Genomic DNA, 19,554 nt, shown 5'->3' with positions numbered 1-19,554 from the left:
GTCGGTCAAGCTATGGCCCGAAGTGTTTTCTGGTTTTTGCTTTTCGGTTTGCCTGCTGAACTTCCTTCCGCAATGTTTCCAACGCTTGTTTTCGCCCAAAGGCAGCACGTAAAGCTTCCATTCCGGCCAGTTTCTGCGCGCGCGTTCGTGCCAGTTGCAGGTTCAATTGTCTCCGGGTCGCGGACTCCCAACTATTCCAGAGAACGTCGGTCCCTGAAACCTTATAGCCTTCGACCTTGGTGCTGTCTTGGCGCGCCTGACGGAGTTGACCGTCCAATCTGGCAAGTTGCTGCTTGATCCGTGCCTCGGCCTCCAAGATCGGTCGCAGCGCTTGAAATTGCTTCTGAAACGCTGCGTTGGTCACTTTTTCCAGATCGGGTAATTGCGTATGAGTCATCGAGCTTGCTCCTTCGCGCGTTTTCGCATCGCTTCAGCAAACCGGATCGCGGCGGCAACAGGACGATAGTGCTCTTCGGCGATCTCCTGACCTATGTCCACGGTCGCGTGAAGGGCGCGCGCTGTGGGAGGGTCTGAATGGATCGGAACGCCTGCTTCTCCTGCGGCGGATCGGATGGTGGCGGCGATTTCGTCCACCCCTTTGGCAACGCAAACCGGGGCGCTGCCGGCAACCCGTGTCCATTTAAGCGCCACAGCATAATGGGTGGGGTTTACGATCACGACATCAGCGCCTGGAACACCTGCCAACATTTGGTTGGTTGCGATTTCCTGTGCACGCTGGCGCCGGTGTTGTTTGACATGAGGGTCGCCCTCGGCATCCTTGGTTTCATCCATGATCTCCTTGCGCGACATACGGTTCTTGCGCATGTGTTCGGCATATTGCCAAAGGAAATCGACAACCCCGATGGCCAGTGCGATAGCGATCACGATGAACAGAAAGCGAAACAGCAGGTTCATCATCAGCAGAATGGATGACTTTGCCGGCGCCGCGCTGGCAGACAAAATTTCGGTTAGATTGGCTTTCAGAAAAAGCGCAAGGCAAGTGCTGTAGATCAACAGTTTGGTGGTGCTTTTGGCAAACTCGAACAGGCCGCCCCGCCCGAACTTGTTCTTAGCGTTCGAGATCAGAGAGATACGCGAAAGTTTTGGTTTCAATTTGCTTGGGGCAAAGATCAGCGCGCGCTGGGCGATCAAGTTCAGCAGAACAGCCGCCGCAGGAAGGCAGAACAGCAAAGCAACAGGCAGCAGGGCACTCTTCAATACCCCCGCAACCGGAGCATGCGATGGCCCATCCGTCAGAAGCCGTGCAAATGCGTCGGACAGATCGATCAGAACCATGAACCCGGTGCCCATATGCTCGACGCTGTATTGACCGACTGTAAGCAGGGCGATCAGAAACCCGGTATATGCCGCCACAACCGACAAGTCGTTGGATTTTGGAACCTCACCTTTCTCGCGCGCCTTCAGCAGCTTTTGCGGTGTCGGCTCGTATGACTTGTCGCTGTCGTCATCACCTGCGCTCATCTTTGCGCTCCCATAGGGTTGGCGAAGAAGGCAACCAGCGCGTCCGCCCACACGGACAGGATCAGCGGTGTGCCTGCGAACAGCAGAAACAGTCCGGCGAAGGTAATTGCAGGAGCACCCACGAAGGCCACCATCAGCTGGGGCATTGCCCGGTTGATGACCCCAAGTGCCAGGTTGTAAATCAGAGAGGCAATGACGAACGGCGTTGCCAGTGCAAAAGCCAGCCCAAAGCTGCTGGCGACCTGATGCAATCCCCAGCGCGACGAATCCGCGGCATCAGGTGCCAGCCCTATTGGGAACAGGCCATAACTCTGGATCAGGAACTGCGCGGCCCGGATGTGCAGGTCCATGATTACGGCAAGTGTCAGCCCTGCCAGGGTCAGCAGGTATCCCATGGCGGGGACCGGATCGGCCGCCGCTCCACCCAACAGTTGCGACAATGACGTGGACTGAGCCGCAATAGACCCCGCGGTTTGCAGCGCGAGAACGAACAGGCGCAGGCCTATCCCCAGGACAAGCCCGATCAGGACTTCGGTGCCGACCAGTTGCACGGTCGCCCAAAGGCTGGGATCAATTCTGACGGGGGGCGCAGCGGGCAGTATGATCAGCGTGAAAGCAACGGAAGCACCAAGCTTTACCCGTGTCGGAATACTGCGCTCACCGAAAGCTGGAAGCAGCGAAACAAGAGCGGAGACGCGCAGAAACACGACAAAGGCGTGCCAGATTGCTTCGGCCAGCTGCGACAGCATTTCTGGCGGCAGGGCAATCACGCTGCAACAGTTCCGACCAAGGCAGGTTTGGCTTCCAGCCCGATTTCTTCGAAGGACAACACCGGGTTGGACACGCCGCGTGCCTGCATGACTGTGCGCAGCAACCGACGGCGCCGGGTCGAGGTCACGACGGCCGGAAACAGACCGTTGTCAGCGGAATTGGCGATGGTGCTCACAACTCCGTCGGCCAGTTTGTTGAACACGTTTGGGGGCAGCGCGACATCCATGCCGGTATTTGGGGCGTCGATCTGGTAAGAGGCGAATGTGTCCTCCCATTCCGGGGCCAACTGTATCAGAGGGATCGAACCATCCTCGCGCTTCATGTCCGCGACCAGCTGAAAGCCAAGACGCTGACGCACAAGTTCACAGATGCCTTCGGGCTGGGTTGTGGTCAGCCGCGCCTCGGCGACACTTTCAAGGATCAGCGCCATGTTGCGGATCGACACACGTTCGTCGAGCAACAGGCGCAGAACAGCGTGCAACGTGTCGATCGGCACTTTGTCGGGGATCAGTTCATCCAGCAGCTTGCGGTTGGCTTCGGCGCGTACCGGGTCGCTCAGGCGGGTCATTTCCGACAGCAGGCGCCGGAGGGATTTCAGTGTCAGCAGGCGCGAGAAGTTCTGTTTGATGATCTCCAGCAGATGGGTGGCAAGAATCTCAGGCGGTGAGACTATGGTGGCGCCGCTCAGCGCGGCGTCCTCCTGATCTTTCGGCAGGATCCAGCGCGCCGGAGCACCATAGACCGGCTCGGTCACGTCATTGCCCTCCGGCAGCAGGTCAAACCCGTCCTGCACGAGCGCCAGGACCAGATCGGGATGCAAGACACTGCGTGCCTGTTCGACGCCCTGAACCTTGATCACATACGTTCCGGTCGGCAGGTCGGCGCGGTCGGTCAGGCGGATCTCGGGCAGAATCAGGCCAAAGGTCGACGCCACATAGGTCCGCATATTGGCAATACGGGCGTCCAGCCCCGTGCCAGGGTTCAGAACCATGCTGACCAGATCCGGCGCGAACTCCAGATGGACATCATCCAGGTCCAGGATGTCGCCGATAGCCTGGGATGACGGCGCTTCGGTTTCGGTCGAGGGCAGGTTTGCCGATGCGTCTGCGTCTTGCTGCTTTCGGTGAACATTGTAAGCCGCGTATCCCAGAATGGCCGCGCCGAGGATAAACGGCAGAAAAGGGAGACCGGGCACCAGAGCGAACAGGACCATGAGCACTGCCACGGTAGACAATGCTGCCGGGTGGCGGCCAAGTTGAGAAAAGATGGCGTTGTCTGTGGCCCCCTGCGTGCCGCCCCGTGCCAGCAGAAGGGCAGACGCTATGGAAATGATGACGGCGGGAATTTGGGACACCAACCCGTCGCCGACGGTCAGAATCGCATAGGTTTCGAACGCCGAGGCCACGGGCATTCCATGTACGACGACGCCCATGACCAGGCCCATGACAAGGTTCAGCAACGTGATCAGAAGCCCGGCGACAGCGTCACCTTTCACGAATTTCGACGCGCCGTCGAGCGAACCGAAGAATGTCGTCTCCTGCTGTTCCAGCTCTCGCCGTTCCTTGGCTTGCTGATGATCGATTGCCCCGGCGGACATGTCGCTGTCGATCGCAAGTTGTTTGCCGGGCATCCCGTCCAACGCAAAGCGCGCGCCGACTTCGGCCATGCGGGCGGCGCCTTTGGTGATGACCATGAAATTCACGATCAGCAGCACGCCGAACACCACCAGGCCAAGAAAAATACTGCCGCCCATGACGAAACTGGCAAAACCTTCGATCACGTCTCCTGCCGCATTCGGGCCGGTGTGCCCCTGCCCGATGATCAGTTTCGTCGACGACACATTCAGCGACAGGCGCAACATCAAAGACGCCAGCAGAATCGTGGGGAAGGACGAAAAGTCCAGCGGGCGTTCAATGAACAGCGTCAGGGTGAAGATCAGGATGGCCAGGGCAAAGGAGGCCGCCAACCCCACGTCCAGAACCCAGGCTGGCATGGGCAGGATCATCATGACGATGACCGTCATCAGCGCAATCGCCAGCAGGACAGTAGGCGAAAACAGCGACTGGATGTTTACCTTGGGCACGCGAAACTCCTAGTTGAAGGCGATAAACGCGGTTGCGGCGCCTGCGGCTGGCACCAGAGACCCAAGCGCGCCGGTGCGGGGCGAGGCCGTCGGAATGTGGATCAAGGGGAGTCCGGCCCCGGTGAACGGATCCCGAGACGTGCCCGCAACCCGGGTTCGGGGGGCCCCTTCAAGCTGTTCCAGCACCTTTTGAAACCGCTCTTTGTAAGCTTCGGCAAGGGGCGTCGTGCGGGAATGATAAGCCCCCGCGGCTGCGGGCCACGATCCAAGCTCGGCATGGAGTTCATTCAGGAACCGGGCGGCGTAGGTCGCGTTCTCATCCGGATCGAACATCGCGTCGATCGAACGGAAGGCTCTGCCGTGCCAGCGATAATTGATCTGAAAACAGCCGACATCAAAGCTGCGGGCGCCCGATTTGAAGATTTTGAACGCATAGGCCTTGGCTTCGACCTCGGACTTGAACCAGTATCCCTGACCGCCGACGTTGATCGTCCAGGGCCAAGGCTGCAACCGGCCGTCCAGCCTGCGCCCGGTTTCAACGCGCGAGATGGCGCGCAGCACGTCCAAGGGCACGCCTTCGGACAAAGCGGCGCGGCGCGCGGCATGATCGCACAGGTCACCGGTTTTGGCATCTGGCATGGCAAACCCTGCCTGCGCCAAAAGCACATGCACCAATATGAGTAACAGCGGGAACTTCTGATTTGGCATTCTGCCGGTCCGGGATTCTGATCTCTCCCGGCCAAGCTAGCCAACGATCGGTTTACAGAGAGTTATCGCCGTTTCAGTTTCGATCTATCCTGCGCCCGAAAACAACGCTGGTATTGGTGCGCAAGACACCGGGAATTTTCGCCAGGTCATCGACCAGAATGTCCAGATCCTCCAGCCTTGGGGCCTCTGCCGACAGCATAAGGTCGAATTCTCCGTTGATCGACAGGCACAGTTTGACTTCGGGGTAGGCTTCGAGCCGCTTGATGATCCGGCTGGTTTCCTTTTGCTGCACTTCGAGCATGACGATGACCTGCACTTTCGGCGTGTCTTCGGTGGACCCGAGGCGCACGGAATATCCTTCGATCAGGCCGCGCTGTTCCATCCGGTTAATTCGCTCGTGCACGGTTGTCCGGGCCACACCCAGCGTGGTCGCAATCTGCGTGGTCGAGGCGCGTGCGTTGGCTTGCAGGGCGGCGATGATGCGACGGTCAAGCTGGTCCATTGGGGCTCTGATTCATGGTCATTCCGGGTTGAGATCAGGTCGAAGCGCCCGCTCAGGGTTCGCGCGGGATGCGTGGGTGCAGATCGTCGATGATGATCGGATGCGCGTGCGGGCCTGACCCGGCCAGATGCGGATGATCGGGCGGCAGGTCGGGGTGATCATGGGTGATCGGTTCCTGGTCGAGGCGCGGCCACAGGCCGATTGCACCGACGACGCCCGCCACGGACAGCGTCGCCATGCTGCTGAGTGTGACGGTCGGGCCGAACACGGTCATCAACCACCCCGCCAGCGGGTAAAGAACCAGCCAGCAACCATGCGACAGAGTAAACTGTGCGGCGAAGACGGCGGGGCGATCCTCGGGATGGGCCGACCGGGTCAAAAGGCGGCCCGAAGGTGTCAGGGTGGTGGAATATCCGAAACCGGTGAATGCCCACAACGCGGTCAGCAACCCGAGCGACAGAGGAGCAATTGCGGCCAACATCGCAGCGACGGCCATGGAGCCAGTGGCGAATACGGCGCCCGCGACCATGACCCGACGGTCCTCGATCCGTTCCAGAAGGCGGGGCAAGGTAAAGGCTGCAAGCATCGACCCGCCCCCGAACCCGGCCAGGGCAATGGCCACCGCGCTTTCCGACAGGCCCAGATTGGCGCGCACGATGACCACAGTGTTCACGATTACCATCGAGCTCAGGGCTGCTGCGCTCCAGCTGAGCGCAAGCAGTCCGCGCAACCTGGGTGTTTTCAGATAGATACGAATGCCGCGCGTGGTGCGGTCATAGATGCCGCGGGGGCGGCTTGGCTTGGGTGACGGAAGCACGACCGAGACAACCAGCATTGCCGATGCGACAAAACCCAGCGCGGTACCCCAGAACAGGCTGTTGAAGCTGACCAGCAGCAGCAATGCGGCGGCGAACATGGGACTCAGCAGGCTTTCCATATCGTAGGCCAGGCGTGACAGCGACAAGGCACGCGTGTATTCAGCTTCGTCTGGCAGAACGTCCGGGATCGTGGCCTGAAAGGCGGGCGTAAAGCCCGCCGACGCCGATTGGAGCACGAAGATCAGCACGTAGATTTGCCAGATTTCGGTCACGAAAGGCAGGCACACTGCAACCGCAGCGCGGATCAGGTCCAGCACGACCAACATCTTGCGACGATCCAGACGCTCGGCAAAAGCAGCGGCGAGCGGTGCAACAGTGACGTAAGCCACCATCTTGATCGTCAGTGCCGTGCCTAGGACAAGGCCCGCAGCATTCCCGGCCAGATCAAAGGCGAGCAGCCCAAGGGCGACCGTGGCCAGCCCGGTTCCGGTCAGGGCGACGATCTGGGCGGCGAACAGGTGGCGGTAGGTGCGGTGTTTCAGAATACTCAGCATGGCTCAGAGGTACTTTGTAATCGCTTTGAAGTCTTCGATCCCGCCGCCATCGTCGTCAGCGGACAGGCAGTGTTCGATATGATCATGAATCAATGCGCGTTTGGCATTGGTGACGGCCTTCTCTACTGCAAACAACTGTTGGGCGATGTCGGAACAGGGGGCGTGCTCCTCGAGCATGGCAATGACCTTGGCGAGGTGCCCATGGGCCCGCTTCAGTCGGGCCGTGATCTGTGGATGTGACTGGTGGGCGTTGTCTGACATGACTTATCCATATCCCCCCGATGGGGATATGGTCAAGGATTCGGCATCGAACGGCCCGCGACTTTCGGACGGCGTTGAGTTTGGGGACCAAACCGCCTATCTCGGAGGCGATATCGCACAAAGGAATAGTCGGGTGGCGAACCATTTGTACAAAAACGATCTGCCGGATGGGTTGGATCTGGGCCCGGTTGTGGCCATTGACTGTGAAACCATGGGGCTGAACCCGCATCGCGATCGCCTGTGCGTGATCCAAATGTCAGGCGGCGACGGTAACAGCCATATCATCCAGGTGGACAAGGGCCAGACCGTAGCCCCGAACCTGAGTGCCATGCTGGAAAACCCCGATGTCCTGAAGCTGTTCCATTTCGGGCGGTTCGACATCGCCGCGATGTATCACACCTTTGGTACCCTGGCCGCGCCGGTTTACTGCACCAAGATCGCCAGCCGGCTGGTGCGCACCTACACCGACCGTCACGGGCTGAAGAACCTGTGCCAGGAACTGATCGGCGTGGATATCTCGAAACAACAGCAGATGAGCGACTGGGGCGCTGAAACCCTGACCGATGCTCAGCTGGACTATGCGGCCTCGGACGTTCTTTATCTGCACCGCCTGCGCGACGAGTTGAACAAGCGGCTGGCGCGCGAGGGCCGGACCGAGATGGCGCAGGCCTGTTTTGATTTCCTGCCGATGCGTGCGAAGCTGGACCTCGCCGGTTGGCCCGAAACGGATATCTTTGCACACTCATGACCGACACCGAAGCATTCCTGAGAACCGCCCGCCAGGTCGTCACTGACGAGGCCCGCGCGCTGGATGTGCTGGCCGACAGCCTTGACGAGCATTTTGCCGAGGCCGTGCATCTGATCCTGAAAGCCACCGGGCGCATCATCATCAGTGGCATCGGAAAATCGGGCCATATCGGCCACAAGATTGCCGCCACTCTGGCCAGTACCGGAACGCCCGCCTATTTCGTGCACCCGGCCGAGGCCAGCCATGGCGATCTGGGCATGGTTTCCAAAGGCGATGTGGTGCTGGCGATTTCGAATTCGGGCGAAGCGCCTGAGCTGGCCAACCTGCTTGCCTTTACGCGCCGCTTTGGCATTCCGCTGATCGGGCTATCCAGCAAGCCAGAAAGCACGTTGATGAAACAGGCTGATGTGCATCTGCTGATACCGTCGATGGGCGAGGCCTGCGGTTTCGGCATGGTGCCTTCGATCTCGACGACGCTGACCCTTGCAATGGGCGATGCGCTGGCCATTGCGCTGATGAAGTATCGCGACTTCCGCCCCGAGGATTTTCGCGCCTTCCACCCCGGCGGAAAACTGGGTGCGCGGCTGAGTACGGTGCGCGACCTGATGCATACAGGCGACGCCCTGCCTCTGGTCGCGGCGAACACCGCGATGAGCGACGCGCTGATCGAAATTAGCCAAAAGGGCTTCGGCGTGGCCGGTGTAACGGATGCGCAGGGGCATTTGTCGGGCATCATTACGGACGGTGACTTGCGGCGACACATGGACGGTCTGCTGGACAAAACGACCGAGCAGGTCATGACCGCCAATCCGACCACCATAACACCGGACGCATTGGCCGAAGAGGCGGTGGCGATCATGAATGATCGCAAGATCACTTCGCTGTTTGTGGTCGACGAGGCTGCATCCGGGCAGGCGCTGGGTCTTCTGCATATCCACGACTGCTTGCGCGTCGGTCTGGGCTGAGGGAGGTCGAATTGGACAGGTATTCCCGCATGGTACAGTTCCTGAAGGTTCTGTTGCCACTTGCGGCCATTCTGATGCTGTCCACAGTGTTCCTGCTGTCTCGCAGCATCGAAACCAACGTATCGGTGCCATTCGCCGAAAAAGACATTGACGAGCGATTGGCGCAACAGGTGGTCACACAGCCGAAATATCGAGGGACAACCCGCAAAGGCGAAGATGTCCAGATCGAAGCCATCCAGGCCAAGCAGGGCGGCGAAGATGAAACCCCGACCGCATCCGAATTTCGGGGCCGTCTGGGGCTTCTCAGCGGTGGAACGATATTTCTGGATTCCAATTCAGGTTTGATCCGCCCCGATGAGGGCACGGCAACTTTTGTCGGCGACGTCGTGATTACCACTGCCGACGGACTTCAGGTCACGACTGACCTGCTCAACACGTCGCTGGACGAAATCCGGGGCGACACGCCGGGGCGGGTGAACGGAACCGGGCCGATCGGCAATTTTTCCGCCGGACGCATGACCTTTGGCACTGAAAAAAAGGACGGACCTGTCCATATTGTTTTTACAGACGGCGTGAAGCTGGTATACGAGCCTGAAAAAGCAGAAAGATAACCTGTGTTCGATTTTCGTTTTGTTCCTTTGTGCCTTGCTCTGTTTGCAGGTGCCGTAACCGCGACAGCGCAGGAGGCGCAGGTGGCTTTTGGTTCTGCAAATGCCGACCCGAGTCTTCCGGTCGAGGTCACGTCCGAAACGTTGAACGTCAACCAGGAGGACGGTTCTGCCGAATTCCTCGGAAATGTCGTCGTCATTCAGGGCGAAATGCGGCTGACTGCTGAACGGGTTCTCGTGATCTATAACGAGGAACGCTCGGCGATTGAACGGATGGAAGCCACCGAGAATGTTGTTCTGGTCAGCCCGCCCGATGCGGCAGAGGGCGATTGGGCGGAATACACGATCGATTCCGGTGTGATCGTGATGAAAGGCAATGTCCTGCTGACGCAAGGCCCCAGCATCATCAGCGGCGACCAGATGAACGCCAATCTGACAACGGGCACAGCGACCATGACCGGGCGCGTCAAGACGATCCTTCAGCAGGGAAACAACTGATGGCGCGACCCGACCTGTCAGTGGCCGAAGGCAATTCCGGGCTGCGCATCGAGAAGCTGCGGAAATCCTACCGTAAGAAAACGGTGATCCGCGATGTCTCGATGACACTGGACCGGTCCGAAGTCGTTGCCCTGTTGGGACCCAACGGGTCGGGTAAGACCACGACCTTTTATTCCGTGGCGGGGCTTGTTTTCCCAGAGGCCGGCAAAGTCACGATTGACGGCCAGAATGTTACGACTTTGCCGATGTACCGGCGTGCGCGAATGGGCATCGGTTACCTGCCGCAGGAGATGTCGATCTTTCGCGGCATGAGCGTCGAGGACAATATCGCCGCGGTACTGGATATCACGGTTCCTCATGCTCACAGGCGGAAAGAACGGCTGGAAGAGCTGTTGTCGGATTTCTCGATCGAACATCTGCGTCGCGCGCCTGCTCTTGCCCTTTCCGGCGGTGAGCGCCGCCGCGTTGAGATAGCGCGATGTTTGGCCGCAGACCCGAAATATCTTTTGCTGGACGAACCATTTGCGGGTGTTGATCCGATCAGCGTCGGCGATATCCGGCATCTGGTTGCCGACCTTAAAAAACGGGGGATCGGTGTTCTGATCACCGACCATAACGTGCGGGAAACGCTGGAAATTGTCGACCGCGCCTATATCCTGCATGACGGGCAGGTTCTGATGTCCGGCACACCTGACGAAGTCGTCGAGAACGAGAATGTCCGCCGTGTCTATCTTGGCGAAAACTTCCGTATTTCATAGGCTTGTTATGGTCTGCGTCGGATGCATGGCGGAAATCGCGTATATACACACCTGTTTTGATTGACTCTTCCGTCGTCTCTTGCCTCAATTGTCCCATGGCATTTACCCGGTTCCAGTCTGGAGATCGTTGTCCCTTCGTTGAAGGGCTGGAGTTAAGACAACCGCGGAAAGTGTCTCGACCCCCCACCCGATAAAAACAAGTTCGTCGCGTAACGTGACGTCAGAATGGGTGTGAATTGTGAAGGAGATCACATGCGTTACCAAATCAGCGGAAAACAGATCGACATCGGTGCGGCGCTTCAGACTCACGTGCAGACCGAATTGGGCGAGGTTGTGGGCAAATATGCCCAGCGGCCTACCGACGCCAACGTCGTCTTTTCCCGTTCAGCGCATGAATATGTATGCGAAACAACAGTGCACCTGTCCACCGGGCTGACCGCTCAGGCCAAGGCGCATGCAACCGAAATTTATGCGGCGTTCGAGGCATGCTGCGACAAAATGGAAACACAACTGCGGCGCTACAAACGTCGTTTGAAGGACCACCACAAGGATCGGTCCGAGCCGGTTGAACTCTTTGGGGCGTCCTCTTATATCCTCGCCTCTGACGAATCGGACACGGCCGATGAACCCGAATCGCTACAGCCCATGATTGTGGCTGAGATGGAAACTAAAATCCCATCTTTGAGCGTTGGTGAAGCCGTGATGCAAATGGAACTTGCCGGTGCCCCGGTGCTGGTGTTCAGAAATGAGAACAAGGATGGATTGAACGTCGTGTATCGTCGCGAAGACGGTAATATCGGCTGGATTGATCCTTAACAGGCAAGGATACGGGGCGGCACCCGCCGAGGCGGGTGCGGTGCCCATGGAGCGTGATCATGGAGCTTTCGAGCATACTAAAGCCCGAAGCAGTACGTGTACTATCCGCCGCTTCCAGCAAGAAGCGGTTGTTTCAGGAAATAGGCGATGTAGCAGCCGCCAATCTGGGGCTCGACTCGCAGGCCGTCGTCGACTGTCTGCTCGAACGGGAAAGCCTGGGCCCGACCGGCGTGGGGCATGGCGTTGCGCTTCCGCACGCGCGTTTGCCCGAGCTGGATTCGGTTTCGGGCGTATTCGTCATGCTGGAAAAGCCCATCGACTTTGGATCGGTTGATCGTCAACCCGTGGACATCGCCTTTGCACTTTTTGCTCCGGAAGAGGCCGGCGTCGATCATCTCAAGGCGCTGGCCCTTGTGTCACGCACGCTGAGGGACACCTCGGTGTGCACCAAGCTTCGGGCGAACCCTGATCCGGTCAAGCTTTATGCTATCCTGACCGAAGCGCAGTCCATGCAGGCAGCGTAATCACAAAAAAAGCCCCCGGATTTCGGGGGCTTTTTTGTGTGTACGGTGATCGGGGTCAGCCGCCGGTTCCCATTTCCAGCGTCCACCAGATTTTCCCGCCTTTTTCCTGATGCCAGGCGAACCCCATCTGCGTGGCCTTGGGGTCCATGATCACGGCGCGCGGTCCGGGTTCCTGCATCCAGGCGGCAAGGGTTTCGGTTTCGGTTTCGTATGTCTCGGAAATGGCTTCACCGAGGAACGTGCCGAAATATCCGACCCGTGCAGCCCGATCGATCGGCGAGGAACCGTCGGACCCAAAGTGCCAGGGCCGGTTCTGTCTGGCCATGTCCTTGGAATGGGTCGCCGCTGCTGCGTTCAGCTGCGCGTTCAGCTGGACAGGCTGCAATCCCTGGGCCTGGCGCAGGGCATTGACCGAATCAACCATACGGAACTGCAACTTTTCCGGGTTGCCGCGAATTTTGTAGACCGTGGGCAGCGGGCGACCGTCTGCACCAATGGTCGTGGTGCCGGTGTCTGTACATGCCGCCAGCGCGACAAAGCAAATCAAGAGTAAAGAAACGATACGCGTCATGATCGACCTGGTTATTGTGTCTTTACAGGGCATAGCGCGCCTGAAGGCTCTGAGCAAACGCGCAATGGCCCTAACTCGCATGATTCTGCCGGTTTGATTTGCGACTGAAGCATTCTGGCAATAGAATGTCATAGATTTCAGACCTCATCTAAACACAGGACCCGTTGTCATGGTCAAAAAGCGTATTCATTCGCCCACACGCAGGGGATTTCTGGCAGGGGCCACTGCGACGCTGGCAACCCCAGCACTGGCGCAATATATCCCGGGCGACCCGCTGCGCCCTGCACCCGAGACTGAACCGGCGGTTCGCCGCAACGTATCCGGGTTCCGGGCATTGGATTGGCAACCGTATTTCTCGAACACCAGAAATGGCGCCATTCTGGTCGATACCGTCTCAAGAGCGCTGCATTATTGGTCGGATGATCAAGCGGTGTACAAATTGTACCCGTCGTCGGTTCCGCTGACCGAAGAACTCACCCGGCGCGGGCGTACCAGCGTAATCCGCAAGGTCGAAGGGCCCAGCTGGTCTCCGACGCCGTCGATGAAAAAACGAAATCCGGAATGGCCGGACTATATTCCTCCGGGGCCAGATAACCCGCTGGGAACACACGCTTTATACCTAAGCTGGAAGTATTACCGCATTCACGGCACGCACGATACGCGAAAAATCGGACGTCGGTCGTCGAATGGCTGTATCGGTCTGTTCAACGAAGACATTGCCGAGCTGTTCTCGATGGCGAAGGTCGGCACGCAAGTGTTGCTAATTTGACGACATTTTCGTGTGGGAACCCGCTTAGCGGTCAAGTTGCAATTGCATTCCAGCGTCAATGCTGATTAGAAAAAACCACGAGGTAAGTCTTAGATGTGTGGTTCCGGGCATTGGAACTGCGCAAATTCTGGAGGTTAATATGAAGAAACTCGTTCTCGCTGCTGCACTGACTGCTGCCGCTTCGACCGCTTATGCTGGTAACCTGGAAGAGCCGGTTGTTGAAGCACCTGTTGTTGTAGAAGAAACTCAGGGTTCGTCGCAGGGCATCCTGCTGCCGCTGATCCTGCTGGTCGTTGTTGCTGCTGCTGTTGCTGCAAGCTAATCCGACACGGAATTCATGAAAAAGGCGGTGGAGCAATCCACCGCCTTTTTTGTTTCCCAAGGCTGTGCAGGTCAGTCCAGCCAGCCGCGCAAGTTTTCTTCGATCACCGTGCCCAATGCAGCAATGTGCGCCGCATCGTCATTGAGGCATGGAATATAGGTGAAGGTTTCGCCGCCTGCTTCTTCGAAGCTTTCCTTGATCTCTTCGTTGATCTCTTCCAGCGTTTCGATGCAGTCGGCCGAGAATGCCGGTGCGATGACCGCTATGTTCTTTTTGCCCTGCCTGGCCAAATCCGCCACATGATCCACTGTATAGGGTTTCAGCCATTCCTCGGGGCCGAATCGCGACTGGAACGTTGAAACCAGTTGATCGTCAGACCACCCCAGCCGTTCCTTCAGCAGCCGTGTCGTCTTGGCGCACTGGCAATGATAGGGGTCACCCTGTTGCAGATACCGTTCCGGCATCCCGTGATACGAGCAGACCAGAATATCGGGTTTTGTCTCCGCCGCTGCATAGGCACGTTCAACGGATTGCGCCAGGGCGTCGATATAGGCCGGTTGGTCGAAATAGGCCGGTACGGTTCGCGAGGCGGGCTGCCAGGCCTCATCCATCAGTGCACGAAAGAACTGGTCATTGGCGGTGGCTGTGGTTGCGCCCGCGTATTGTGGGTAAAGCGGGAAGAACAGAATACGGTCACAGCCCGCGGCAACCATCTCGCGCACTTTGGACTTTGTTGAGGGGTTGCCGTAGCGCATACAGAAATCGACCATCACCTGATCCCCGTACCGATCCTGCATTGCGCCGCGCAGCTTGGCAGTCTGGTCCTTGGTGATCGTCATCAGCGGGCTTTCGCCCTTCTCGTGATTCCAGATCGATTTGTAGGCTTCTCCCGAACTGAATGGCCGTTTGCTGAGGATGATCGCCTGAAGAATCGGTTGCCATTTCCATTTCGGATAGTCGATGACCCGTTGATCCGACAGAAACTCGTTCAGATAGCGACGCATCGGCCAATAGGTGTAATCGTCCGGGGTGCCCAGATTGGCCAGCAAAATGCCAACACGGCCCATCTTGACCTTGGGATGGTCGGCAGGAGCATGAGCGGGACGAGTGGCATCAAACATTTGAGCATTCCTGAGTTTTCGTGTTCCGACCTGAGATAAAGGGATTTGGTTGCGCGTCAATCCGGCAGTTTGCCCTCTTTCGTGCGCAGGGCATCTGCCAGGCGCATTTGGGCTGACCCCGGGCGCAGCGGCTTTGGTTGGCTGTCATCGGGGGACCAGCCGGTCAGGCAAATCAGTTCGAAGGTTGCGGCAAGGCGGCCTGTTTCCGTCGAAAAGTGATCCGAATAGACGCGCTGTGCGGCTTCGAACACTCTGCGTCGGGTTGGGCATTTCAACCGGGCAGCCAAAGCGTTGGTCTCACCCATGTCCCTCAGATCGTGCATCAGGTGCCAGATATCGCGGTATTCTGCCGTCAGCGGTACGGCATCGGCCACTGGCAATGCCAGACCGGCCCGCTGCAACAATCCACCGAGGTCGCGCAGTTCGGCCATGGGGGCGATTCGGGGGCTGAGCCCGCCCGTGACTTTGATTTCGGCCTGACCCAGCGCGGCGCGCAATTCGTGAAGGGTCTCACCCCCAAGGCATAGAACAAGAACCAGTCCATCCGGTTTCAAAGCCCTTTTGCATTGGATCAACTGGCCGACCGGGTCATTGGCGCAATGCAGCGCCATCGCATGAATTACCAGATCATGCGCACCGGGTTGAAGCGACAGCACATCGTCATCCGCGACAATGGCGGCATCCGAAAAAACGTCTGCCCAAAGCTGTGGAAAAGGGGTCACAACCGCAGGTGCCGTAAAGGTTCTGTTAACCATGGAGAGCCGATCCTGAACCTCATCAATGGCGGCGCGGTGCAAGAACAAGGCGTCGTCCTTCGCGCGGGCGCGATGATGCAGAATGGCGTTACGGTCGAAAAGAGAGGGTGCGGTGGGCTCGGGCAGTTTCATAGGTCGCAAGTATCGCATTGCGCAGCGGATTCAAACTGCCCTTGCTCTGATCTACCCGCCGCGTTGCATGGGCTGCGGAGAGCTGACGGAATCCGATTTCGGCCTGTGTGGGGCGTGTTGGCGGGATACGCCGTTCATCGGTGGCACGGTTTGCGAAAGCTGTGGTGTGCCCGTGATCGGAAGCGCAGACAGGTTCCGGACCGAGTGCGACGATTGTCTGAATACCCCTCCGCCCTGGAACGCGGGCCGCGCTGCGCTGATGTATGATGGGAAGGCGCGGTCACTTGTTCTGGCTTTGAAACATGGCGACCGTACCGAACTGGCCCGCCCCGCTGCGCGTTGGATGGCGCAGGCCGGGCGCGAGCTGTTGCGTCCCCGTATGGTGATTGCTCCGGTGCCGTTGCATTGGTCACGCCTGCTGAAACGGCGATACAATCAGTCTGCGCTGCTGGCACGCAACCTAGGGCGAGAAACCGGGTTGGACTGCATGCCGGATCTGCTGGTGCGCAAACGGCGGACCCCGGTGCTGGACGGAAAGACCGCGCGGGAAAGGGACGAAGCCTTGGCAGGCGCAATTGACATCCACCCAAGGCGGGCACTGCATTTGAAGGGGCGCGATGTCCTGCTGGTGGATGACGTGATGACATCCGGCGCGACGTTGGCGGCGTGCACGCGTGCGTGTCAGGCCGCTGGGGCAAATCATATTTTCGTGTTGGCACTGGCGCGCGTTGCCAAGGATGCCTAATTCGCCCAAGATCGCACGAAACCCAAAGGGACCGGAACATGAAACCCGTAGAAATCTATACCTCGCCGCTCTGTGGTTTTTGCCACGCGGCCAAACGTCTGCTGAAGCAGAAAGGCGTTGAGTTCAAGGAAGTTGACATTCTGATGCACCCCAAACGCAAGCCCGAGATGATCCAGCGCGCAGGCGGCAAACGCACCGTGCCTCAGATTTTCATCGGGACACAGCATGTGGGCGGCTGCGACGACCTTTACGAGCTGGAGCGGCAAGGCAAGCTTGACCGTCTGCTTGCGGCCTGATGAAGACCGCGCTGCTGCAAATCACCTCGTCGGATGATCCGGTCGAAAACCTGGACATGGTGCGCGCCATGGCGGCCGACGCGGCAGGGCAGGGTGCGCGGTTTATCCTGACGCCAGAGGTCACGAATTGCGTGTCAAACAGTACGACGCGGCAAAACGAGGTTCTTCAGCACGAAGAAGACGACATCACCTTGGCCGGCCTGCGGGAACAGGCCGCCCGACTGGGCGTTTGGGTGTTGATCGGGTCACTGGGGATCAAGACTCATGACGCTGACGGGCGGTTTGCCAACCGGTCTTTCATGATCGATCCGCAAGGTCAGATCGTGGCGCGTTACGACAAGATTCATATGTTCGACGTGCAAGTCACCGAGACCGAGACGTTTCGCGAATCAAAGAACTACCGCCCCGGCGAAAAGGCGGTCATAGCCGAAACCGATTTTGGCAAGGTGGGTTTGACCATCTGTTATGACATCCGGTTTCCATACCTGCATGCGGCTTTGGCGCAGGCAGGCGCGCGAATCCTGACCGTTCCGGCAGCGTTTTCACCTGTTACGGGCGCCGCGCATTGGGGATCGCTGTTGCGGGCCCGGGCGATCGAGACAGGCTGTTGGGTCTTGGCCCCCGCGCAAACGGGGGAACACCCATCAACGCGCGGAAAGACGCGTTTTACCCATGGGCACAGCATGGTTGTCGCCCCTTGGGGAGAGGTGCTGATCGACGCAGGTACCGATCCGGGCATTCACATTTTCGATTTGGATGATAGTTCTGTGTCAGAGGCACGCCGCCGCGTGCCGTCGTTGACACATATCCGGTCTTTCACTGGACCCTGACAGAACTGAACAATGACGGAAGACACCAACGCCCTTGCGGTCACGCTGTTCAGCGAGATCCTGACCGCGGATCAGTTGTTGCGCAACCGGCTCAGCCGGGTGCTGCCCAAGGGTATGGAAATTTCGCATTTCTCTGTGCTGAATCATCTGGTTTTCGTCGGGGACGAGCGTAGCCCGGCGCAACTGGCCAACACATTCCACGTGACCCGAGGAGCGATGACCAACACCTTGGCCAAGCTGGAATGGGCCGGATACATCCACATCCGCCCCGACTGGGACGACGCCCGCCGCAAGATGGTCGCGATCAGCCCCGCCGGTCGCCGTGCGCGGGATCAGGCGATTTCGTCGATCGCGCCGCTGATCAACCGTGTCGTCGGAGAGCTGGGGCTGGAACGGGTGCGCAGCACGTTACCCGTGCTGCGGGATTTGCGGTTGCAGTTGGAGGGGGAGTAGGGATCAGCGAACCGTTGTCCCAAGGTGGATCCAGGACTGGTGTGGTCGGGCGCTGGCAGGCTTGATGCTCATGCAATGTGCCGCGGACTAAACGGCCACTTCATTCTAAGAGCATTCTATCCAGAAGCTGCCGTAAATCACGGGGATCCAAAGCTGGAAAATCACCCAACCAAATTCCGGCCGAAGCCGCCGCCGCGAAAAGAAGACAAGATTCAATTCCTTCTTTGCCCTCATATTGCCCACCATGAACAAGCCATACCAAATACTCTCCTTTTTCTTCTTCATTCGTGGAGAATATTCTCCCTACATTGCATCCTTCGTCAGAGAGTTCGTGTTTGGAAAATGGTTCTGTCGTCTCCTCCGTCAGTTCTATTTCCACTGGTTTCACAAACTTGCCATCCGAAACTATCTCGGGGTCAATAAAGACGAAAAAATACAACGCCCTTACCAGATCATAGTTGTTCGAGTTCGAACCCAAGTAACGATCTGCTATTTCCTGAGTCGCCTCAGAAACCTTAGGATCGCTTACATAGCCATACAGCGGAACGCCTTCATGTTCGTACACGAACACGCCCGCATTCTCTTCTGCTGTGGCTAGTGTGTTATCGAACAAGGTAGCAGCGGAAATTGCCGCACCAAAAAATACCGCGCGCCACGGCGCGTAACTTAAAGATCGAATCAAAAAACCTACCTCACCCCGGCTTCACACTCGCCGTCACGTAATTCACGCTCAAGTCCCGGTCCGAGATCGACCAGCTCCACAGGATCGGGTTGAACACAAAACCCTTCCGGTCCACCGGTTCCAACCCGGCTTGGCGCAGCAGGTCGAACAGCTCATCGGGGGTGATGAACTTGTTCCATTCATGGGTGCCGCGCGGCAGCCAGCGCATGACGACCTCGGCCCCGAAAATCGCCATCGCATAGGATTTCGGGTTGCGGTTGATGGTGGAGCAGATCAGCAAGCCACCCGGTTTCAGCAAGTCTTGCGATGCGGTCAGAAAGCCAAGGGGATCGGCCACATGTTCGACCACCTCCATGTTCAGCACCACGTCGAATTGTTCGCCTGCTGCAGCCATGTCCTCGGCGGTTGTGTGGCGATAATCGATTTGCAGCCCCGATTGCTCGGCATGGATGCGGGCCACGGGCAGGTTGCCCTCGGCGGCGTCGGCACCCACAACTTCAGCACCGAGCCGCGCCATGGGTTCGCTCAGCAGCCCGCCGCCGCAGCCGATATCCAGCAGGCGCAGGCCTTCGAACGGCACAGGCGACTTTAGGTCGCGATCGAATTCTCCGGCGATCTGCTGCGTTATATAGTCCAGCCGGCACGGGTTAAGCATGTGCAATGGTTTGAATTTCCCGTGCGGGTCCCACCATTCGGCGGCCATCGCCTCGAATTTTGCGATCTCGGACGGGTCCACCGTGTTCGGATGCGCTTGCATTCCTGTCTCCGTGTGCTCTTTTACG

Annotated in this window: 26 protein-coding genes; 13 read left to right on the top strand and 13 right to left on the bottom strand. The window is 58.5% G+C overall.

Annotated features, from left to right (window positions below; genetic code table 11):
* Window positions 1-10: 10 nt before the first annotated feature.
* The 8 genes from ACR0FB_RS10060 to ACR0FB_RS10025 all read right to left on the bottom strand — a co-directional run bounded on the left by ACR0FB_RS10060 (window position 11) and on the right by ACR0FB_RS10025 (window position 7,179).
* Window positions 11-397, bottom strand: a complete 387-nt coding sequence (locus tag ACR0FB_RS10060; protein ID WP_480620519.1) for a hypothetical protein — start codon at window positions 395-397, stop codon at window positions 11-13.
* Window positions 394-1,482, bottom strand: a complete 1,089-nt coding sequence (gene flhB / locus ACR0FB_RS10055) for a flagellar type III secretion system protein FlhB (protein ID WP_480620517.1) — start codon at window positions 1,480-1,482, stop codon at window positions 394-396. Before flhB ends, ACR0FB_RS10060 begins: the two co-directional genes overlap by 4 nt.
* The gene (locus ACR0FB_RS10050; RefSeq protein WP_480486038.1) at window positions 1,479-2,252 is read right to left on the bottom strand and encodes a flagellar biosynthetic protein FliR; all 774 of its coding nucleotides are present in this window, start codon (window positions 2,250-2,252) and stop codon (window positions 1,479-1,481) included. The genes flhB and ACR0FB_RS10050 overlap by 4 nt, the downstream gene beginning before the upstream one ends.
* Window positions 2,249-4,276: a flagellar biosynthesis protein FlhA gene (gene flhA / locus ACR0FB_RS10045; RefSeq protein WP_480620674.1), complete on the bottom strand. Its 2,028-nt coding sequence runs from the start codon at window positions 4,274-4,276 to the stop codon at window positions 2,249-2,251. Before flhA ends, ACR0FB_RS10050 begins: the two co-directional genes overlap by 4 nt.
* Before the next feature lie 69 nt (window positions 4,277-4,345).
* Window positions 4,346-5,044 carry a transglycosylase SLT domain-containing protein gene (locus tag ACR0FB_RS10040; RefSeq protein WP_480620515.1) on the bottom strand — a complete coding sequence of 233 codons (699 nt, stop codon included), beginning with the start codon at window positions 5,042-5,044 and terminating at the stop codon, window positions 4,346-4,348.
* A 73-nt stretch (window positions 5,045-5,117) separates the two neighbouring features.
* Window positions 5,118-5,546 (bottom strand): Lrp/AsnC family transcriptional regulator, encoded by a 429-nt coding sequence (locus ACR0FB_RS10035; RefSeq protein WP_152459759.1) that lies wholly within the window; start codon window positions 5,544-5,546, stop codon window positions 5,118-5,120.
* 52 nt (window positions 5,547-5,598) lie between these two features.
* The gene (locus ACR0FB_RS10030) at window positions 5,599-6,918 is read right to left on the bottom strand and encodes an MFS transporter (protein ID WP_480620513.1); all 1,320 of its coding nucleotides are present in this window, start codon (window positions 6,916-6,918) and stop codon (window positions 5,599-5,601) included.
* Between the two features lie 3 nt (window positions 6,919-6,921).
* Window positions 6,922-7,179 carry a metal-sensing transcriptional repressor gene (locus ACR0FB_RS10025; RefSeq protein ID WP_171635661.1) on the bottom strand — a complete coding sequence of 86 codons (258 nt, stop codon included), beginning with the start codon at window positions 7,177-7,179 and terminating at the stop codon, window positions 6,922-6,924.
* Window positions 7,180-7,312: 133 nt separating this feature from the next.
* Between ACR0FB_RS10025 and ACR0FB_RS10020 the strand changes: the two genes are divergently transcribed.
* The 7 genes from ACR0FB_RS10020 to ptsN all read left to right on the top strand — a co-directional run bounded on the left by ACR0FB_RS10020 (window position 7,313) and on the right by ptsN (window position 12,096).
* Entirely contained in the window at window positions 7,313-7,927 is a 615-nt protein-coding gene (locus tag ACR0FB_RS10020; protein ID WP_480620511.1) for a ribonuclease D, read from the top strand.
* Window positions 7,924-8,892: a KpsF/GutQ family sugar-phosphate isomerase gene (locus tag ACR0FB_RS10015; protein WP_171724122.1), complete on the top strand. Its 969-nt coding sequence runs from the start codon at window positions 7,924-7,926 to the stop codon at window positions 8,890-8,892. The genes ACR0FB_RS10020 and ACR0FB_RS10015 overlap by 4 nt, the downstream gene beginning before the upstream one ends.
* Window positions 8,893-8,903: 11 nt before the next feature.
* Complete coding sequence (locus tag ACR0FB_RS10010; protein ID WP_152459764.1) at window positions 8,904-9,503, top strand: LPS export ABC transporter periplasmic protein LptC; 600 nt, start codon at window positions 8,904-8,906, stop codon at window positions 9,501-9,503.
* Between the two features lie 3 nt (window positions 9,504-9,506).
* Entirely contained in the window at window positions 9,507-9,998 is a 492-nt protein-coding gene (locus tag ACR0FB_RS10005; RefSeq protein WP_371732247.1) for an LptA/OstA family protein, read from the top strand.
* Entirely contained in the window at window positions 9,998-10,756 is a 759-nt protein-coding gene (gene lptB / locus ACR0FB_RS10000; protein ID WP_152459766.1) for an LPS export ABC transporter ATP-binding protein, read from the top strand. Before ACR0FB_RS10005 ends, lptB begins: the two co-directional genes overlap by 1 nt.
* A gap of 252 nt (window positions 10,757-11,008) precedes the next feature.
* Window positions 11,009-11,572, top strand: a complete 564-nt coding sequence (hpf, locus tag ACR0FB_RS09995; RefSeq protein ID WP_117870967.1) for a ribosome hibernation-promoting factor, HPF/YfiA family — start codon at window positions 11,009-11,011, stop codon at window positions 11,570-11,572.
* Between the two features lie 59 nt (window positions 11,573-11,631).
* A complete protein-coding gene (gene ptsN / locus ACR0FB_RS09990; protein WP_117872900.1) occupies window positions 11,632-12,096 on the top strand; it encodes a PTS IIA-like nitrogen regulatory protein PtsN in 465 nt (154 codons plus the stop codon).
* Window positions 12,097-12,151: 55 nt separating this feature from the next.
* Here ptsN and dalA read toward each other — a convergent pair whose 3' ends face one another.
* Window positions 12,152-12,667: a divisome-associated lipoprotein DalA gene (gene dalA, locus ACR0FB_RS09985; protein WP_171120163.1), complete on the bottom strand. Its 516-nt coding sequence runs from the start codon at window positions 12,665-12,667 to the stop codon at window positions 12,152-12,154.
* 169 nt (window positions 12,668-12,836) lie between these two features.
* Between dalA and ACR0FB_RS09980 the strand changes: the two genes are divergently transcribed.
* Together ACR0FB_RS09980 and ACR0FB_RS09975 are read left to right on the top strand one after the other, a co-directional pair.
* A complete protein-coding gene (locus ACR0FB_RS09980; protein ID WP_171635671.1) occupies window positions 12,837-13,436 on the top strand; it encodes a L,D-transpeptidase in 600 nt (199 codons plus the stop codon).
* A 139-nt stretch (window positions 13,437-13,575) separates the two neighbouring features.
* Entirely contained in the window at window positions 13,576-13,758 is a 183-nt protein-coding gene (locus ACR0FB_RS09975) for a hypothetical protein (protein WP_117870963.1), read from the top strand.
* A gap of 71 nt (window positions 13,759-13,829) precedes the next feature.
* Here ACR0FB_RS09975 and hemH read toward each other — a convergent pair whose 3' ends face one another.
* Together hemH and ACR0FB_RS09965 are read right to left on the bottom strand one after the other, a co-directional pair.
* A complete protein-coding gene (gene hemH / locus ACR0FB_RS09970) occupies window positions 13,830-14,879 on the bottom strand; it encodes a ferrochelatase (RefSeq protein ID WP_171635674.1) in 1,050 nt (349 codons plus the stop codon).
* Window positions 14,880-14,935: 56 nt separating this feature from the next.
* Window positions 14,936-15,766, bottom strand: coding sequence for a methyltransferase domain-containing protein (locus tag ACR0FB_RS09965; RefSeq protein ID WP_480620509.1), 831 nt, complete (start codon window positions 15,764-15,766; stop codon window positions 14,936-14,938).
* Here ACR0FB_RS09965 and ACR0FB_RS09960 point away from each other — a divergent pair.
* From ACR0FB_RS09960 to ACR0FB_RS09945, 4 genes are read left to right on the top strand one after another with little or no spacing between them, the layout of a single operon-like run.
* Entirely contained in the window at window positions 15,717-16,511 is a 795-nt protein-coding gene (locus ACR0FB_RS09960; RefSeq protein ID WP_480620507.1) for a double zinc ribbon domain-containing protein, read from the top strand. The two genes, ACR0FB_RS09965 and ACR0FB_RS09960, sit on opposite strands and share 50 nt — an antisense overlap.
* Before the next feature lie 38 nt (window positions 16,512-16,549).
* On the top strand, window positions 16,550-16,807 hold the full coding sequence (grxC, locus tag ACR0FB_RS09955) for a glutaredoxin 3 (RefSeq protein WP_152459773.1): 258 nt from the start codon (window positions 16,550-16,552) through the stop codon (window positions 16,805-16,807).
* Window positions 16,807-17,637, top strand: a complete 831-nt coding sequence (locus tag ACR0FB_RS09950; protein ID WP_480620505.1) for a carbon-nitrogen hydrolase family protein — start codon at window positions 16,807-16,809, stop codon at window positions 17,635-17,637. Before grxC ends, ACR0FB_RS09950 begins: the two co-directional genes overlap by 1 nt.
* Window positions 17,638-17,649: 12 nt before the next feature.
* Entirely contained in the window at window positions 17,650-18,090 is a 441-nt protein-coding gene (locus ACR0FB_RS09945) for a MarR family winged helix-turn-helix transcriptional regulator (RefSeq protein WP_171724127.1), read from the top strand.
* A gap of 100 nt (window positions 18,091-18,190) precedes the next feature.
* Here ACR0FB_RS09945 and ACR0FB_RS09940 read toward each other — a convergent pair whose 3' ends face one another.
* A complete protein-coding gene (locus tag ACR0FB_RS09940; RefSeq protein ID WP_210093225.1) occupies window positions 18,191-18,772 on the bottom strand; it encodes a hypothetical protein in 582 nt (193 codons plus the stop codon).
* Window positions 18,773-18,782: 10 nt separating this feature from the next.
* Window positions 18,783-19,529: a bifunctional 2-polyprenyl-6-hydroxyphenol methylase/3-demethylubiquinol 3-O-methyltransferase UbiG gene (gene ubiG / locus ACR0FB_RS09935; RefSeq protein ID WP_210093226.1), complete on the bottom strand. Its 747-nt coding sequence runs from the start codon at window positions 19,527-19,529 to the stop codon at window positions 18,783-18,785.
* Window positions 19,530-19,554: the final 25 nt, after the last annotated feature.

It is taken from the genome of Ruegeria sp. P10 (genome assembly GCF_056534925.1).
The sequence above is the reverse complement of the archived record's forward strand: the minus strand, read 5'-3'. Positions and strand labels throughout refer to the sequence as shown.

Excerpts from the sequence above, each read along its gene's own strand:
- ACR0FB_RS10060 (WP_480620519.1), bottom strand. The coding sequence starts at position 397 with ATGACTCATACGCAATTACCCGATCTGGAAAAAGTGACCAACGCAGCG.
- flhB (WP_480620517.1), bottom strand. The coding sequence starts at position 1,482 with ATGAGCGCAGGTGATGACGACAGCGACAAGTCATACGAGCCGACACCG.
- flhA (WP_480620674.1), bottom strand. The coding sequence starts at position 4,276 with ATGACGGTCATCGTCATGATGATCCTGCCCATGCCAGCCTGGGTTCTG.
- ACR0FB_RS10040 (WP_480620515.1), bottom strand. The coding sequence starts at position 5,044 with ATGCCAAATCAGAAGTTCCCGCTGTTACTCATATTGGTGCATGTGCTT.
- ACR0FB_RS10035 (WP_152459759.1), bottom strand. The coding sequence starts at position 5,546 with ATGGACCAGCTTGACCGTCGCATCATCGCCGCCCTGCAAGCCAACGCA.
- ACR0FB_RS10030 (WP_480620513.1), bottom strand. The coding sequence starts at position 6,918 with ATGCTGAGTATTCTGAAACACCGCACCTACCGCCACCTGTTCGCCGCC.
- ACR0FB_RS10025 (WP_171635661.1), bottom strand. The coding sequence starts at position 7,179 with ATGTCAGACAACGCCCACCAGTCACATCCACAGATCACGGCCCGACTG.
- ACR0FB_RS10015 (WP_171724122.1), top strand. The coding sequence starts at position 7,924 with ATGACCGACACCGAAGCATTCCTGAGAACCGCCCGCCAGGTCGTCACT.
- lptB (WP_152459766.1), top strand. The coding sequence starts at position 9,998 with ATGGCGCGACCCGACCTGTCAGTGGCCGAAGGCAATTCCGGGCTGCGC.
- hpf (WP_117870967.1), top strand. The coding sequence starts at position 11,009 with ATGCGTTACCAAATCAGCGGAAAACAGATCGACATCGGTGCGGCGCTT.
- ptsN (WP_117872900.1), top strand. The coding sequence starts at position 11,632 with ATGGAGCTTTCGAGCATACTAAAGCCCGAAGCAGTACGTGTACTATCC.
- dalA (WP_171120163.1), bottom strand. The coding sequence starts at position 12,667 with ATGACGCGTATCGTTTCTTTACTCTTGATTTGCTTTGTCGCGCTGGCG.
- ACR0FB_RS09980 (WP_171635671.1), top strand. The coding sequence starts at position 12,837 with ATGGTCAAAAAGCGTATTCATTCGCCCACACGCAGGGGATTTCTGGCA.
- ACR0FB_RS09975 (WP_117870963.1), top strand. The coding sequence starts at position 13,576 with ATGAAGAAACTCGTTCTCGCTGCTGCACTGACTGCTGCCGCTTCGACC.
- hemH (WP_171635674.1), bottom strand. The coding sequence starts at position 14,879 with ATGTTTGATGCCACTCGTCCCGCTCATGCTCCTGCCGACCATCCCAAG.
- ACR0FB_RS09960 (WP_480620507.1), top strand. The coding sequence starts at position 15,717 with ATGGCGTTACGGTCGAAAAGAGAGGGTGCGGTGGGCTCGGGCAGTTTC.
- ACR0FB_RS09965 (WP_480620509.1), bottom strand. The coding sequence starts at position 15,766 with ATGAAACTGCCCGAGCCCACCGCACCCTCTCTTTTCGACCGTAACGCC.
- grxC (WP_152459773.1), top strand. The coding sequence starts at position 16,550 with ATGAAACCCGTAGAAATCTATACCTCGCCGCTCTGTGGTTTTTGCCAC.
- ACR0FB_RS09950 (WP_480620505.1), top strand. The coding sequence starts at position 16,807 with ATGAAGACCGCGCTGCTGCAAATCACCTCGTCGGATGATCCGGTCGAA.
- ACR0FB_RS09945 (WP_171724127.1), top strand. The coding sequence starts at position 17,650 with ATGACGGAAGACACCAACGCCCTTGCGGTCACGCTGTTCAGCGAGATC.
- ubiG (WP_210093226.1), bottom strand. The coding sequence starts at position 19,529 with ATGCAAGCGCATCCGAACACGGTGGACCCGTCCGAGATCGCAAAATTC.